14 protein-coding genes and 1 pseudogene are annotated in these 14105 nt (G+C 67.2%); 8 read left to right on the forward strand and 7 right to left on the reverse strand.

Going from position 1 to position 14105, the window contains the following annotated elements:
• The first annotated feature begins 266 nt into the window (after positions 1 to 266).
• Together ABT114_RS11265 and ABT114_RS11270 are read left to right on the forward strand one after the other, a co-directional pair.
• Positions 267 to 395 carry a hypothetical protein gene (locus ABT114_RS11265; protein ID WP_351141382.1) on the forward strand — a complete coding sequence of 43 codons (129 nt, stop codon included), beginning with the start codon at positions 267 to 269 and terminating at the stop codon, positions 393 to 395.
• A gap of 368 nt (positions 396 to 763) precedes the next feature.
• The gene (locus ABT114_RS11270) at positions 764 to 1237 is read left to right on the forward strand and encodes a class I SAM-dependent methyltransferase (RefSeq protein WP_351141064.1); all 474 of its coding nucleotides are present in this window, start codon (positions 764 to 766) and stop codon (positions 1235 to 1237) included.
• Here ABT114_RS11270 and ABT114_RS11275 read toward each other — a convergent pair.
• Entirely contained in the window at positions 1203 to 1631 is a 429-nt protein-coding gene (locus tag ABT114_RS11275; protein WP_351141066.1) for an aldo/keto reductase, read from the reverse strand. The genes ABT114_RS11270 and ABT114_RS11275 overlap by 35 nt on opposite strands.
• Between ABT114_RS11275 and ABT114_RS11280 the strand changes: the two genes are divergently transcribed.
• Positions 1625 to 2119 (forward strand): phosphoenolpyruvate-utilizing N-terminal domain-containing protein, encoded by a 495-nt coding sequence (locus ABT114_RS11280; protein ID WP_351141068.1) that lies wholly within the window; start codon positions 1625 to 1627, stop codon positions 2117 to 2119. The genes ABT114_RS11275 and ABT114_RS11280 overlap by 7 nt on opposite strands.
• On the opposite strand, the gene ABT114_RS11285 is transcribed toward ABT114_RS11280, so the two are convergent.
• From ABT114_RS11285 to ABT114_RS11310, 6 genes and pseudogenes are all read right to left on the reverse strand, one after another.
• Complete coding sequence (locus ABT114_RS11285; RefSeq protein ID WP_351141070.1) at positions 2075 to 4324, reverse strand: cytochrome P450; 2250 nt, start codon at positions 4322 to 4324, stop codon at positions 2075 to 2077. The two genes, ABT114_RS11280 and ABT114_RS11285, sit on opposite strands and share 45 nt — an antisense overlap.
• Positions 4325 to 4340: 16 nt before the next feature.
• Positions 4341 to 5558: a serine hydrolase domain-containing protein gene (locus tag ABT114_RS11290; RefSeq protein ID WP_351141072.1), complete on the reverse strand. Its 1218-nt coding sequence runs from the start codon at positions 5556 to 5558 to the stop codon at positions 4341 to 4343.
• Positions 5559 to 5572: 14 nt separating this feature from the next.
• The gene (locus ABT114_RS11295; protein ID WP_351141074.1) at positions 5573 to 6385 is read right to left on the reverse strand and encodes an SDR family NAD(P)-dependent oxidoreductase; all 813 of its coding nucleotides are present in this window, start codon (positions 6383 to 6385) and stop codon (positions 5573 to 5575) included.
• A gap of 482 nt (positions 6386 to 6867) precedes the next feature.
• The gene (locus tag ABT114_RS11300; protein WP_351141076.1) at positions 6868 to 7485 is read right to left on the reverse strand and encodes a TetR/AcrR family transcriptional regulator; all 618 of its coding nucleotides are present in this window, start codon (positions 7483 to 7485) and stop codon (positions 6868 to 6870) included.
• 109 nt (positions 7486 to 7594) lie between these two features.
• Positions 7595 to 8164 (reverse strand): annotated as a pseudogene (locus ABT114_RS11305) (IS5 family transposase); the annotation flags it as partial.
• 352 nt (positions 8165 to 8516) lie between these two features.
• Complete coding sequence (locus tag ABT114_RS11310; RefSeq protein WP_351141078.1) at positions 8517 to 9143, reverse strand: TetR/AcrR family transcriptional regulator; 627 nt, start codon at positions 9141 to 9143, stop codon at positions 8517 to 8519.
• A gap of 230 nt (positions 9144 to 9373) precedes the next feature.
• Between ABT114_RS11310 and ABT114_RS11315 the strand changes: the two genes are divergently transcribed.
• The 5 genes from ABT114_RS11315 to ABT114_RS11335 all read left to right on the forward strand — a co-directional run bounded on the left by ABT114_RS11315 (position 9374) and on the right by ABT114_RS11335 (position 14102).
• A complete protein-coding gene (locus ABT114_RS11315) occupies positions 9374 to 10183 on the forward strand; it encodes an SDR family NAD(P)-dependent oxidoreductase (RefSeq protein ID WP_351141080.1) in 810 nt (269 codons plus the stop codon).
• Positions 10184 to 10231: 48 nt separating this feature from the next.
• Positions 10232 to 11401 (forward strand): serine hydrolase domain-containing protein, encoded by a 1170-nt coding sequence (locus ABT114_RS11320; RefSeq protein WP_351141082.1) that lies wholly within the window; start codon positions 10232 to 10234, stop codon positions 11399 to 11401.
• Positions 11402 to 11521: 120 nt separating this feature from the next.
• On the forward strand, positions 11522 to 12808 hold the full coding sequence (locus ABT114_RS11325) for a cytochrome P450 (protein ID WP_351141084.1): 1287 nt from the start codon (positions 11522 to 11524) through the stop codon (positions 12806 to 12808).
• Between the two features lie 2 nt (positions 12809 to 12810).
• A complete protein-coding gene (locus ABT114_RS11330; RefSeq protein ID WP_351141086.1) occupies positions 12811 to 13872 on the forward strand; it encodes a Rieske 2Fe-2S domain-containing protein in 1062 nt (353 codons plus the stop codon).
• 17 nt (positions 13873 to 13889) lie between these two features.
• Positions 13890 to 14102, forward strand: a complete 213-nt coding sequence (locus tag ABT114_RS11335) for a hypothetical protein (RefSeq protein ID WP_351141089.1) — start codon at positions 13890 to 13892, stop codon at positions 14100 to 14102.
• Positions 14103 to 14105 lie beyond the last annotated feature (3 nt).

Below are 14105 nucleotides of genomic sequence, written 5' to 3' on the forward strand. Positions count from 1 at the left end.
GGTGGCCGACTCCGCGTAAGACACGCTCCTCTCGCTCATTCGGTCACGACCGCAGGTCGCAGATTCGTGCCGAATGACACATCCCGGACACCGCCTGTTCTACCGTCGATCGAACGCCTGATCCGAGCTCCGGAATTGAGGCATAGGGGCCGCACGCACCCCCCGTCGCAGAACTATGGTGTCCCACCACATGTGCCGCTGACCTGCCCCTTCCTACGGTGTGCCAACACGTACCCGTCCCCACCGCACACGAGGAAGTGGCGCACATGGCCTCCGCAGCAACCGCTCCCCCACCACCCGCCAACCTCAAGCGCATCGTCGCCGCCAGCCTCATCGGCACCACCATCGAGCGGTACGACCACTTACTCGGGCAGAGCTACGACCTGCGGTTTTAACCAGGAACGACCGTTCGAGTCAGCACCGAATCAGCACGGGGATCTCCCCTTGCTGGTAGGCCACCACCGGGCCTTGCGAGACGGGCCGTGTGACGCTCCCGCCAGCCTCCGCCATTGATTACGGACTGTGCTCACAAGGCGGTGGTCACCTATACAGCCAGCCTGCTCCTTTGACATGTCCAACGTGCCGCCGTTCTACCTCTCGGCGACAGCAGCCGTTGTTCACCGGACCGAGCGAGGTGCCCTCGATCAGCGGGACCTCGCCACGTGGCATGTGGCCCGCTCTCAGCAGGGAGTTGCGGTCTCCTGCAGCGCTTCGAACTGGAGGGGCAGGATGAGCTGGGCCTTGAGGCTGAGTACGTCGTCCAATGACTTCGTTCTTCGGGCTGGTGATCGACCTGTGCGGCGGTGCCGGCGCGACCGCCCGCGCGATCCTCGACGTGATCCCCGCCCGAGCCCGGGTCGTCTCCGTGGACAATGCCGCCGCAATGCAGCGCGTCGGCCGCGGCACCCTGACCGACCATCGCCTGAGCTGGATCACCGCACCGGCCGAGCAGCTCGCCGATCACGTTCCCGTCGGCAATGCCGACGCCGTGGTGTGCAACTCGGCGATCTGGAAGACCGACACTGCGGCGGTGTTCGCGGCCGTCGCCCACATCCTGCGCCCGGGCGGGCGGTTCGTCTTCAACATCGGCGGCGGCTTCACCGGCGTGCGGCACCCCGACGAACAGTCCGTCCGCACCGGGCCGTCGCTGAACACTCTCATCCGCCAAATCGCCGTCCGTAACTACGGATACACACCGCCGCTCACGGCACCTCGACCTCCGAGGGGGTCAGCGTGAGGTCCGCTGCGGCAAGGTTCTCCTCCAGGCGGTGCAGCTTGCGCGTGCCGGGGATGGGGACGATCCACGGCTTCTTCGCCAGCAGCCAGGCCAGTGCGACCTGGGCCGAGGTGACGTCCTTCTTCGTCGCGATCTCCTGCACCAGGTCCACCACCAGCTGGTTGGCCTGGAGAGCCTCCTGCGTGAAGCGGGGAAACCTGCTCCTGATGTCCTCGGACGAGAACGACTGGTTGGCGTTCACCTTGCCGGTGAGGAAGCCCTGGCCCAGCGGGCTCCACGGTACGAAGCCGATGCCGAGTTCCTCGCAGGCGGGGAGCACTTCGTCCTCCGGGTCGCGGGCCCAGATGGAGTACTCGCTCTGCACGGCGGCGACCGGCTGCACCGTGTGTGCCACCGGGGACCGCGGCCGGTCCCGTAGCGCACCTGGGACGCCCGCCACGTCCCCCGGCGGACGAGCAGCCCGCAGCGGACATCGACGCGGAGACGCACCGCGTCGTCGAAGCCCTGGAGACGGTGGCCCAAGGTCTGGAAGAACGGGGCGGACTGGCCGGAGGGCAGGCGGCGGAAGTCCTCCTGGCCACCGCGTTGATGGCTCGTGACCCGTCGCTGCCGATCGCCGTCCGTACCCGGCTGGACGCCGGTCAGCCCACGGCGGCCGCCGTCGACGCGACCTTCGAACAGCATGCGAGGCACTGGGCAGGGCGGGCGGTCCGCAGGCGCAACCTCCAGCACTCGAGCGGAAGACCTGCCGGGAGGCCGCCACCCTGCCCACGACCTGGCGGGGCATCCGCTGTTGAGATGCCCCGCCACGTCGTCATGTGTGTTGCTTCGAAGGTGTCAGAGGTCCAGGACCAGACGGGGGCAGCCCTCGGTAGCACGTGACACACAGATCATCATCGTGTCGTTGGCTGCCTGCTCCTCCGCGGTGAGGATCGAGTCCCGGTGGTCGGCGGCTCCGTACAGAATGCGTGTCTCGCAGGTGCCGCACGTCCCCTCCTTGCAAGAGGACAGCACGGTGATGCCATGGGCCTCTGCAACTTGGAGGACGGATCGGCCCGCGGGTACTTCCGCCCGCACGCCGGTCTGGGCGAACTCCACCTCGAACGCTGCGTCGGGTAGGTCGCGCAATGCCTTCTTGGGTGCGAACCGCTCGGTGTGCAGGCTCCCTGCCGGCCAGTGAGCCAGCGCGCCCTCAAGTGCGTGGAGCAGTGGCTCCGGGCCGCATGCGTAGACGAGCGTCTCGGCCTGGACGGTGGCGAAGATGCCCGGCAAGTCCGGGTGGCCGAACTCGTCCTGAGGTACCGGTTTCACTCTGTCGCCGTACTTCTCCAACTCGTCGAGGAAGGCCATCGACGCGCGGGTGCGACCGCCGTAGTGCAGCTCCCAGTCGGCGCCCGCTGCCTCGGCCTGTTCGATCATCGGGAGGATCGGGGTGATGCCGATGCCGCCCGCGACGAAGACGTAGCGCGGTGAGGACACGAACTGGAAGTTGTTGCGTGGCCAGCCCAGGCGGAGTCGGGTACCGACCTCGCACGTGTCGTGAATTGCCTGCGATCCGCCGCGGCCGTTGGCCTCCCGCAGCACGCCCAGCCGCCATTCGTCCGGCTGGGACGGCGACGACGACAGTGAGTACTGCCGCACGACGACGCCTCCGTTGACCGGCACGCGGATGTCGACGTGCGCGCCAGGACCCCATTCCGGCAGGGCCTCGCCGTCCGGGTGGGCGAAGCGCAGTGCGACGACACCGTCCGCCACCGCTTCCTTCCCGACCAGGACGAGCTCCATCTCGCGCTTGACCCGCTTCTTCTGACGCTCGACGTCAGCTGGGTCCCAGACCACGGGCAGAGACAGGCGGACCGGCAGCAGCGCCATCCTGGCGAAGTCGAGCGGGACCTCGTCGGCAGGGCGCAGGGAAGGCAACCGTTCGAAGAGGACCTGGAGCCCCGTCGCGCCCTGCACGCGGGCGAGCGCTTGCCCCAGGCAGGTGTGCCGGCCGGCGGTGAAGGCCAGATGGCCGGCCGGATCCTCGCGGTGGATGTCGAATTCGAAGGGCCGCTCGACGTGGGCCGGGTCCGTGTTCGCGCTCGCGAGGGAGACCCAGATCATGTCGCCCCGAGAGATCTTCACACCAGAGATCTCCATGTCGCGCATCGCCCTGCGGGAGGCGAAGGGCGACGACGGACGGCGGCGGACGGTCTCCTCGAAGACGTTCGCCCACAGCGCGGGATCTTTGAGCGCCTCGTCGACGAAGTCGCGCCTGGGGCCGAGGAACAACACGGCGTTCGCCATCGCCTGGGCGGTGGTGTCGGCTCCGGCGAGTGCGAACTCGCAGACGTGCAAGGCCACCTGGGGCACGGTCAGGACGTACTGACCGTCGCTGGTCCGCTGCGTCGCCATGTCGCTGATGAAGTCGTCACCAGGGCTTTCACGACGCTCGGTGACGATCTGCTGCAGCTGGGCGAAGGAGGAGGCGAACCGCTCCCACACCTCGTCGACGATCTCCGGCGGCATCTGTTCCTGCGCCGAGGACAGAACCCGGCCCATGTCACCGCGCAGCCGGCGCATCATGGCGTCGTGTTCCCAGCCCAGGCCCAGGTGGGCGAGAAGGGTCTGGGTCGTCAGCTCCAGGCAGTACTCCTCCATCAGGTCGGCAGAGCCCTGGTTTTCGATCTTGTCCAAAATGCGGTGCGCGCGTTCCTCGATCTGCGGGCGCAGCGCCTCCATGCGGTCCTTGCTGAACCCGCGCAGAGCCGCGTTGCGGTGAACCGTGTGCAGGTCGGGGTCCATGCCTACGATCATCTGGGACATCAGGCCCTGGGGGACGACGTCCCGGTACTTGGGCGGGACGTCGATCGTCGCGGTGTTGCCGGAGGAGGAGAACTCCTTCCAGTCGGCCAGCACACGGAGCACGTCCTGGCGTTTGGTGACGACCCAGGCGTTGAGCCACTCGTACCAGAACACCGGGTGCTCGTCGCGCACCTCGGCGAAGTGCATCGAGGGGTCGTGGTAGTAGTCGTCGCTCATCGCGTCGAACCCGTGCGCTACGGGGCAACGGCCGGTGGCGGGCGGTATTGCTGTTTCGATCATCGCCGACTCCGGGTTCTCACAGGGCCGCAGCCACGGCCATGGTGGAGAGCTTCTGAAAACGTGCGACGTTCTCGCTCTCCTCCATGACTCCGGCGGACAGGAAGACGAAGGTGAGGTCGCGGTCCGGGTCGATCCAGAACAGCGACGATCCAGCGCCGTAGTTGCCGTGCGTGCGCGGCGAGGTGAACGGGCCGAAGAAGCTGGGCGCGGTGCCCGTACCCGACAGGGAGAAGCCCAGACCGAAGTTGCCTTGGGGGACCTCCCAGCCGCGGGCTACCGCCATCTGGGCATAGAGGTCGTTCGGCATGTCACCGGTCTGCAGGGTGGTGGCCTGGTCGACGACCGCCGGGGCCAGCACCCACTGCCCGTCGTGCAGGCCACGGCGGCGGATCATCTCGGCGAACGTGAAGACGTCACGGGCGGTGGACACGGAGCCCACCCACGGCATCTCCGCGTCCTCGGTGATGTGCTCGTTGAGACACTCGATGTCGCTCGGCTGTAGGAATCCGCCCTGGGGCAGGTACGCCTTGAGCGGCACGGCCCGGTCCTTCAGCGTCGCCGGCAGACCGAACGAGGTCTCGTCCATGCCCAGCGGATCGAAGATCAGCTCTCGCGCCAGGTCCCGGAACGACGCAGCGCCGTACGCCCGCCGCACCATCTCGCCCATGAGCGCGTGGTTGATCGCGGGGGCGTAGTTGAGGTTGGTGCCGGGGTCGAACAGCACGTCTACCGTGGCCAGCGCCTGGACGACGTCCGCGAGCGCCCCGAAGCGGTCCGGCCCGAGTCCTGGGTTGGGCGTCGGCGGCATGCCGGAGCGGTGGGTGAGCAGATGGATGAGGTTGATCTTGTCCTTGCGCAGCATGTGGAACGGATCGGTTCCCAGGAACTCCGGGATCAGGTCCACGACGCGTGTGGACAGAGCCAGTTTCCCCTCGCCGATCGCACGCAGAGCCATCGCGTTGGTGAAAGCCTTGGTCAGTGACAGCACACGGAACACGGCGTCCCTTGCGAGCTCACGACCGGTGGCACGCTCGTGCCAGCCGAGTACGGTGTCCGCGACGATGTCGCCGCCCCGGGCGAGGATCATGTGCGCGCCGTCGTAGGTGCCGTCGGCGATGTCGCTCGTGACCTCGGCGACGAGCCGGGCCAGCGCGCGGGGGTCGACGTCGTCCCGGGCGACGACACCGGGTCCGGCGGCTTGGGCGACGGGGACGGTGGTGGTGTCAGAGGTCATGATCGCCAGACCCTTCACTGCATCACGAGCCCGCCCGAGGGCGAGATCGTCTGGCCGGTGTAGTAGGAGCCCTCGTCACCGGCGAGGAACAGGACGGTCCTGGCGATCTCCTCCGGTGCGGCGGTACGGCGAATGGGCTGCATGCCGACGAGGAAGTCGATGAACTCGTCGTCGCTCTGACGGAAGAGGGGCGTGTCGATGGCGCCCGGGGCGAGCGCGTTGACACGGATGCCGAACGGAGCGAGTTCCACCGCACCCTCGCGCGTGAGGCCGAGGACGGCCGCCTTGGAAGCCGGGTAGTAGGACGGCATGGCCACACCCATCAGCGCCGCGGCCGAGGAGAAGTTGACGATGGCGCCGCCACCGTTCCTCTTGAGCAGTGGCGTGGCGGCCCGCATCGTGTAGAAGGTGCCGTAGAGGTTGATCCTCAGCACACGGTCGAAGTCCTCGTCCGTGATGTGCTCGATGAACTCCGGGCTGTGGCGGCGCCCCTCCTTCGCCGCGAGGAATCCCTTGTAGTTCTCCTCGTTGAGGGCTTCGAGAGCGGCGCGGTTCGGCGCGTTGACACCGGCGGCGTTGACAAGGGTGTTCAGGCGGCCATGATCCGCTTCCACCCGTGCCAGTGCCTCGCCCACGGCCGTGCTGTCGGCGATGTCGAAGGCAAGCGGGATCGCGCGTTCCATGCCCTTGAACGCTTCGCCCAGAGATTCAGCGGAGATGTCGGCACCGTAGACGACGGCACCTTCCGCATGGAAGGCACGGGCCACCGCGAGACCCATGCCGGACGCCGCTCCAGTGACGAAAACGACGTGATCAGCGAACTTCATTGTTCCTCCTGCAACTTCCCAGGTCACCTGACACCGGGGATCGTCACAACGGAGGCTCGCACATTTGCTTGACATCTGTCTAGTGAAAGTGGATTGCCTTTTTGCTGCAGCGACCACCCCTCCGACGTGAGGCGCATCACTACGAGTGGTGCGGCGCTGAGCCCCGCAGCAAAACCGCGGCGGCCGGCCAGGCAAGGGGTGAAGTGCCGCCACGGAGGCCGTCGGCTCCCGAGGCGGCGTCGGCGTACCACGCCACAGAAGGGTTACTGCTGGAAGGGCCGGTCTTGTGCCCCTGGGCGGTAACTGCATGGCGCGGGAGGCGGTGCCGAATTCCACTGCACAACAGCAGCCGGATCGCCCGCGGGAGGCCATGGAGCATCCCCGCGCCCCTGGCGCGGACGTGGCGGCACGCGTCGACCGCGCCCCTGTGCACCATCGCACAGGAGGTGCATATTGACTAGACGGCCGTCAATCCACTGAGATCAGTCGGAGTGGCCTGACTGCCCGCTCAGGGCATGGGCGAGGGCATCGGCGAGTTCCAGCACGATGACGTCGAAGAACGCCGGGCGATCGCGCACCACAGCGAAGTAGAACGCACGCTCGATTGCCATGATGAGTGCGATGATGCGCGCCCGAGCCCGCTCCGTCGCCACCCCGTGTTCGGTGAGCCGGCCAACTGCTGCGGGCATCGCGTCCGCGAGGCGGCCGTAGAGGGCGAACCACTCCTCGGCCACAGCCTCTTCGTTTGCCAGCGCCTGTTCCATAGAGGTGAATTCCATGCGGTACCGACGCCACAAGGCAGCGTGCTCCCGCAGCCATTCACCCGTTACGGCAGGCGTGGGCTCCAGTGTCGCCAGATGTTCGTACGCGGCCACCACGTCCGGCTCGACTCCACGCATGATCTCGACGACGATCTCTCCCTTGGAGCGGAAGTGCAGGTAGAAGGTCGCCCGCGAAACATCGGCCGCGCGCGCGATGGCGTCTGCCGTGGTCGCCGTGTAACCCTGCGCAACAAACAGGCCGCGCGCGGCATAGACCAGCGCGGCGCGCGTGCGACGCTTCTGCTCGGCGCGCGACACTCGGGCAGTCTTCTCCGGCACTGGAGACCCTTCCGATCGGACGTGTGTCCACTCTACCGAAGGGCCTGTGACCAGTAGAAAGACGAAGATCGTAGGTCGGTCGGACACCATCAGTCACTTACTGATCGCTTCAGAATGCGGTGCGTAGTCGTCTCGAGCAGATGATGGAGCAGGCAAGTTGGAGGAGGCCCTGGTGGAGGTCGGCGCGTATCTCGTAGCGGATGCGCAGGCGTTTGAACTGGTGCAGCCAGGCGAACGTCCGCTTCACCACCCAACGCGTCTTGCCCAGTCCGGAGCCGTGCGGGGCGCCGCGGCGGGCGATCTTCGCCATGATGCCGCGGGCACGCAGGAGCCGGCGGTGCTGCGGAAGTCGTAGCCGCGGTCGACGTACAGCCGCTTCGGCTTGTGGCGGGGACGGCCGCGCCGCGGCCGCGGACGCGGGGCACGGCGTCATGGAGTGGGATGAGCTGGGTGACGTCGTGCCGGTTCCCGACGGTTAGCGACACGGCGAGCGGGGTGCCGTGGCGGTCGACGATCACATGGTGCTTGCTGCCGGGACGTGCCCGGTAGACCGGCGAAGGTCCGGTGCGAGCCCCCCTTTGAGCGCCCGGATGTGCGAGGCCTCGATGGCGCAGTCGTCCATCTCCAGTAGGCCGTGTCGGTGCAGCTCGGCGAGCAGGATCGCGTGGAGGCAGGGCCACGCTCGTGAGCGGCTTGAAGTAGCGGCAGACGTTCTCCGGCTTCGTGTACCGGGACTCACGTTGGAATCAAAGGGCCACAGGGCAAGCACTCCGACCGGCTCGCGAAGACAACATAAACAGTGAGTGTTCAGATTTCACCGACGCTCGCACGGGCACACGCAGCCGACTACTACGCAGGCCGAGGCAGAGTGAGCGGCAACCTGCGCAGTTCGGCAGCAATGCGTGCTGCAGGAGCACGGACCAAACCGGTCGTCAAAAAGAACTGACACTCCATCAAAAGAGGTAAGGCGCGCACCTAGATTGCGCACGCCCACTGACTGCCACGTCGTCAGGCCGCATACCCAAGCAACGTTACGGGTGCTTGTGCCCCAGAACGGCCCACCACTGCTCGGCGAGGACACGCACCAGCTGCTCACGATCATGCAGAACACCGCGGACCACGGTGAAGTACATGGTCCTGTCCAGCTGCGCCATGAGCGTTACCAGCCGCAGCCGCTCCTTGTCGCGCTCTTCGCCTTCCAGGAACGTCTCCAGATGATGGGGCATCGCGTCAGCAGCCCGCCGCAGGCTTTCGTACCAGCGCTCAGAGACTTTGGGCTCCACGGCCAGAGCCTGTTCCATCGCTTCGAAGCGCAACCTGTCGCGCTCCCACCACGCCACGACATCTTCGACCCATCCGCTCACGGCGTCGAGCGAGGGATCGGGCAGGGAATCCAGACGCTGATAGGCCTCCAGGACCGCGGGTTCAATGCGCTCCAGCAGTTCGATGACCACTTCAGCCTTGCTGGGAAAGTACAAGTAGAAGGTGGCCCGGCTCGCCCCTGCCTCCGCCGCGATGTGCGCGGCCGTGGCCGTCGCGTATCCGCGCTCACGGAACGCGGTGAATGCAGCCTCGATGAGGCGCTCTCGCGTCAGCCGCTTCTGCGCCTCCCTGAGCGACTCGCCAGCAGGCGACGACTCGGAGTTACGTACCCCCACAGGCTCCGTCATTCCCCTCGCCCACCAACAGCCCACGACCCCCTGAAGCTGGGCGTCACACCCCTGCGGTAGCGGCTCATTGGGGTGCTTCCCAGCGTTCGGATCATGCTACCGAAATTACCACTGGATTGCTGTCTTGTTGCTAGACACGTATCTAACGAAGTGGCATGGTTGCGCCCACCACACCGGCTCCGCCGCTGGTCGGCAGAGCCGAACGCAGGAGGATACGCATGAAGCTGGACGGGAAAGTCGCCTTCATCACCGGGGCGGCGTCAGGGATCGGAGCCGCCACAGCAAGGCTGTTCGCCGCAGAGGGCGCGACGGTCATCGGGGCGGATCTCTCCGCCGACAAGATCAAGGAGTCCCTGTCGGGCGTCGCCCGGTCGAAGGGCATCGCTCTTGATGTCAGCGACAGCGCAGCGGTCAACGCCGCCTTCGACGAGGTGGAGCGCGAGCACGGACGACTCGACGTCCTGATCAACGCCGCCGGCATCAACGCCCCAACGAAGGCGGCCAACGACCAGTTGGTGGAGGCCAACGTCAAGGCCTTCGAGGCCGGGAAGCGGGGCGAGGCCTTCCACCCCGACTTCCTCAGCGACACGACCGACGAGGACTTCGCCCGGGTCATCGCCGTCAACTTGACCGGTCCGTTCTACTGTCTGCGTGCGGCCGTGCCGTTGATGCGTAGGTCCGGCGGCGGCTCGATCGTCAACATCTCCAGCGTGGCCGCGCTCATCGGCGCTCCGATGCCGCTGTACTACCCGGCATCCAAGGCGGGCGTGCTCGGCATGACCCGGGCCGCCGCAGGCGAACTGGCGCCGCACAACATCAGGGTCAACGCCATCGCCCCTGGCTCCGTCGACACTCCGCTGCTCAACGCCCAGCCGCCGGAGATCGTGGCCCAGCTCGTGGCCATGCAGCCGATCGCCCGTGCCGCCACGCCGGACGAACTCGCCCGCACTCTCCTGTTTCTGGCCTGCGACGACGGCGCCTACTACACCGGCCAGACCCTGTCGCCCTCCGGCGGCCTGCACATGTGAACAGGCGCCCACGCCCCCCAGAAGACCATCCCACGAAGAGGCACCACTGTGATCAACGAAGACCACACCGCCCTGGACGCTGCAGCACTGCGTCGGCTGCAGAAAGCCATTGAGGCCGACGTCGAAGCGGGGCTGTACGACGGCGCGAACATCATCGTCTCCCGCCACGGCGAAATCGGGTTGCACGCCTCCATCGGCTACGCGGACCGCAAGGCTGGCCGCCACACCACCACCACGGACATCTACCGCATCTTCTCGATGACGAAGGCGTTCACCAACGTCCTCGCCCTACAGGCCATCGACCGCGGCCAACTCGCCCTGACCACCCGCGTCGTGGACGTCATACCGGAGTTCTTCGGCCGCGACCGCTTCCGTACTGCACGCAAGGGACGCATCAACCTCGCCCATCTCCTCACCCACCGCGCGGGGTTGGTGACCACCCCCACCCCGCTGCCGTACTCGGAACTCGGCAACCTGGACAAGGTCATCGACGCGATCTGTCAGCTCGACGTCGTCGGCGAGCCGGGCACCACCCTGAACTACTCCCCCGCGCTCAACCACGCGCTGATGGCCGAGATGGTGCGCCGGGCCACGGGCTCCGACTCCGTACGGAATCTGATGCGGCGTGAGATCTTCGAGCCGCTCGGCATGGCCCGCACCGCGCTGGGCGCCCCCAAGGAGTGGGGCAAGCACTACGTGCCGATCCGGGCCAGCTTCCCCGACGGCGGCTGGCTGTCCACGGCAGACATCGAAGTGATGGAAGAGATCATCACCGAGGATGCCGAGATGCCCTGGGTGGGCGCCGTCTCCACGGTCGAGGACATCCACACCTTCGCGGAGATGCTGCGCTGCCGTGGCGAGATCGACAACAGCCGCATCCTCTCCCCGGCCATCCTCGACCTGGCCACCACCAACCAGACCGGGGACCTGCCCAACGACCTCTATCGGGGCCTCGCCGAGGCACGTGGCTGGGACGTGCCCCCCGGCAATTTCGGCCTCGGGTTCGCACTGTCCGGCTCGGGCACCCACGCATCGTTCTTCGGACCGACCACGAGCCCTCGCACCCACGGCAACTACGGGGCCGGCACCACCCTGTTCTGGGTCGATCCGGAGCGTGACATGACCTTCGCCTGTCTCACGTCGGGAGTCATGGAGGAGAGCGAAAACGTGCTCCGCTTCCAGCGCCTGTCGACGCTGGCTGCCGCCGCCGCGCTCTGAGCGCATTCGGCCGCCCCTGTCGTCCCGGGGCCGCCCACTCCCCTCACTCCCCACGACCGGACTCGTCCTGCTCGACGCCGCATGGACGGACCCGTCGCCTCAACAACCGGGATTCAAGAGATGACTCAAACCGTGAACCGTCCCGCTCCTCCTCCGGAGTTCGACCCGTACAGCGACACGTATCTTCGCGACCCCGCCTCGGTCTTCCGACGGGCTCGCGAGGAGACGCCAGTATTCTGGTACGAACCGTTGGGGACCTGGATCGTCACCCGCCGAGCCGACATCGACGCCGTCCTCATGGACTGGGAGACGTGGTCCTGCCAGGCCAACGGCGGCCGCCTTCCCGTACCTGAGAAATACGCCGACGTGGTTCCGCCCGAGCTGATCGCGGAGATCATGATCAGCATGGATCCGCCGAAGCACACGGCGGCTCGCAAGGTGGCCCAGCGTGGCTTTCTGAAGCCGGTCATCGAGGCGCTCGCGCCCGAGATCGAAGCCCGGGCCCATCGCATCATCGACCGCTTCGCCCATCTCGGCGCCTCGGAACTGATGGAGACCTACTGTCTGGAGCTGACCACACAGACGCTGATGGCTCTGCTCGACCTCCCGGCCGAGGACGAGCCCCTGATGCGCCAGCTGCGCGATGACCACTTCAGGGTGCTCGCCAGCGGCCATGAGCCGATGGAGGAGCCACAGCACAGCGAGGTCTGGGACCGGTACACCACGGCGCAACTGCGCCTGCGGCAGCTCGCGCAGGAACGCCGCGACGGCACCGGCAGCGACGTCATCACTCTGATGGCCGCCGCCAGGGACAGGGAGGGAAATCCCGCTCTGACGGTGGAGCGCATCGCTATGCATCTCACCGAGTTCGCCGCGGCCGGGACGGACACGACCGCGCAGGCCATGGCCAACGCGATCCTGTTCCTGACGTCGGAACCGGAACAACTCGCCGAAGCCCAGGCCGATCCCGCGCTGTGGCCGCGAGTCTTCGAGGAGACCGTTCGCCGTCGCCCTTCGGCCCCGTTCGCCTCCCGGGTCGCCACCACCGATGTGGAGATCGCCGGCGTCACGGTCCGCGAGGGCGAGATGGTCTGGCTGGCGCTGGCGAGCGCCAACACCGACCCGGCGGGTGTCACTGATCCCATGCGGTTCGACATTCACCGCGACGGCCTCGACGAGCACTACTCCTTCACCAAGGGCCGGCACACCTGCCTGGGCGCACCGCTCGGCCGCACTCAGGGCGCCATCGGGCTGCGCGTGGCGTACGAACGCCTGGCTGGGCTGCACGCCGTGCCGGAACAGCCCCAGGACTTCCTCCCCCTGGCGATGCTGCCCATCCGCCGCAGCCTTCAGGTCGCCTGGGACCGGCCCACCGCTGCACGAACCGTTGAGACCAGGGAGCGCTGAAGATGACCGCTTACGTACGTAACCAGTGGTACGTCGCCGCCTACGGCCGTGAAGTCGGGCGCGCGCTCCTCGGCCGTACCATCCTGGGCGAACCCATCGTCTTGTACCGCACGGAGGAGTCGGGCGAGGTCGTCGCCCTCGCGGACCGCTGTGTGCACCGCCGCTTCCCGCTGTCGGAGAGCCACCTCGACGGCGACCGGGTCGTGTGCGGATATCACGGCTTCACCTACGACACCACAGGCACCTGCGTCTACGTCCCCGGTCAGAAGCGCATTCCGCGCACCGCGCGGGTGAGCTCGTACAAGGTGGTCGAGCAGGACTCCTTCGTCTGGATCTGGATCGGCGAACCCGATCTCGCCGACCCGACCGCGATTCCACGGGCACGCCACATGGTCGATCCGACGTGGACCACCGTCAGCGGCATGGAGCCGATCGACGGGGACTACGGCCTGCTGGTGGACAACCTGATGGACCTTTCGCACGAGACGTATCTGCACGGCGGGTACATCGGCACGCCTGAGGTCGCGGAAACGCCGATCACCACCGAGGTGGACGAGGAAGCGGGCGTGGTCCGCGTCAACCGGCACATGGACGACGCCGAGTGCCCGCCGTTCTACGCCCGCTCCACCGGCATAGAGGGCCGGATCAGCCGCTGGCAGGACATCGAATACCACGCCCCGTGCCTGTATCTGCTGCACAGCCGGATCGCTCCGGTCGGCGCCCCTGGCCCGGGCCCGGGCGGTGAGGCCAGCCACGCTTTCCACACCGAGATCACATACGCGATCACCCCCTCCTCGGAGGGCAAGGTCTACGACTTCTGGGCCGTCTCGCGGGACTTCGCCTTGGAGGACGACGAAGTAACCACCTTCATGCGGGACTTCAACCACACCGTGGTGATGCAAGACGTCAACGCACTCAACCTGCTGCAGAAGACCCTGGACACCGAGCCCGACGGGTACCAGGAACTCAGCATCAACATCGACACCGGCGGTCTCGCCGCCCGCCGGATCCTCGCCCGCCTGGCGGAGCAGGGCGCCGGACAACCAGTGGCAGCCGTCCGATGAAACCGCTCCATCCCCCGGTGCTCACCGGCGACACCGTGTATCGCATCCACTGGGTGCTCGGCACTGATCGGCTGCTCGCCGTCTGCCATTGCGGCGCCGAGCAGGAGTTCGAAGACCCGGTGCTCCTGTGGAACTGGCTGCTCGGTCACCCCGACGGACATCTGCCCGGACCGGCTCCGGCCGACACGCCTGCGCCCGGTGCCCGACATCTCGACAGGGCTTTCGCCTGACGG

Source organism: Streptomyces sp. NPDC002088 (assembly GCF_040296605.1).
Lineage (GTDB): Bacteria > Actinomycetota > Actinomycetes > Streptomycetales > Streptomycetaceae > Streptomyces.

Coding starts and splice junctions, on each gene's coding strand:
- ABT114_RS11290 (WP_351141072.1), bottom strand. CDS start 5,558: ATGACCTCTGACACCACCACCGTCCCCGTCGCCCAAGCCGCCGGACCC.
- ABT114_RS11270 (WP_351141064.1), top strand. CDS start 764: ATGACTTCGTTCTTCGGGCTGGTGATCGACCTGTGCGGCGGTGCCGGC.
- ABT114_RS11285 (WP_351141070.1), bottom strand. CDS start 4,324: ATGATCGAAACAGCAATACCGCCCGCCACCGGCCGTTGCCCCGTAGCG.
- ABT114_RS11315 (WP_351141080.1), top strand. CDS start 9,374: ATGAAGCTGGACGGGAAAGTCGCCTTCATCACCGGGGCGGCGTCAGGG.
- ABT114_RS11325 (WP_351141084.1), top strand. CDS start 11,522: ATGACTCAAACCGTGAACCGTCCCGCTCCTCCTCCGGAGTTCGACCCG.
- ABT114_RS11295 (WP_351141074.1), bottom strand. CDS start 6,385: ATGAAGTTCGCTGATCACGTCGTTTTCGTCACTGGAGCGGCGTCCGGC.
- ABT114_RS11330 (WP_351141086.1), top strand. CDS start 12,811: ATGACCGCTTACGTACGTAACCAGTGGTACGTCGCCGCCTACGGCCGT.
- ABT114_RS11265 (WP_351141382.1), top strand. CDS start 267: ATGGCCTCCGCAGCAACCGCTCCCCCACCACCCGCCAACCTCAAGCGC.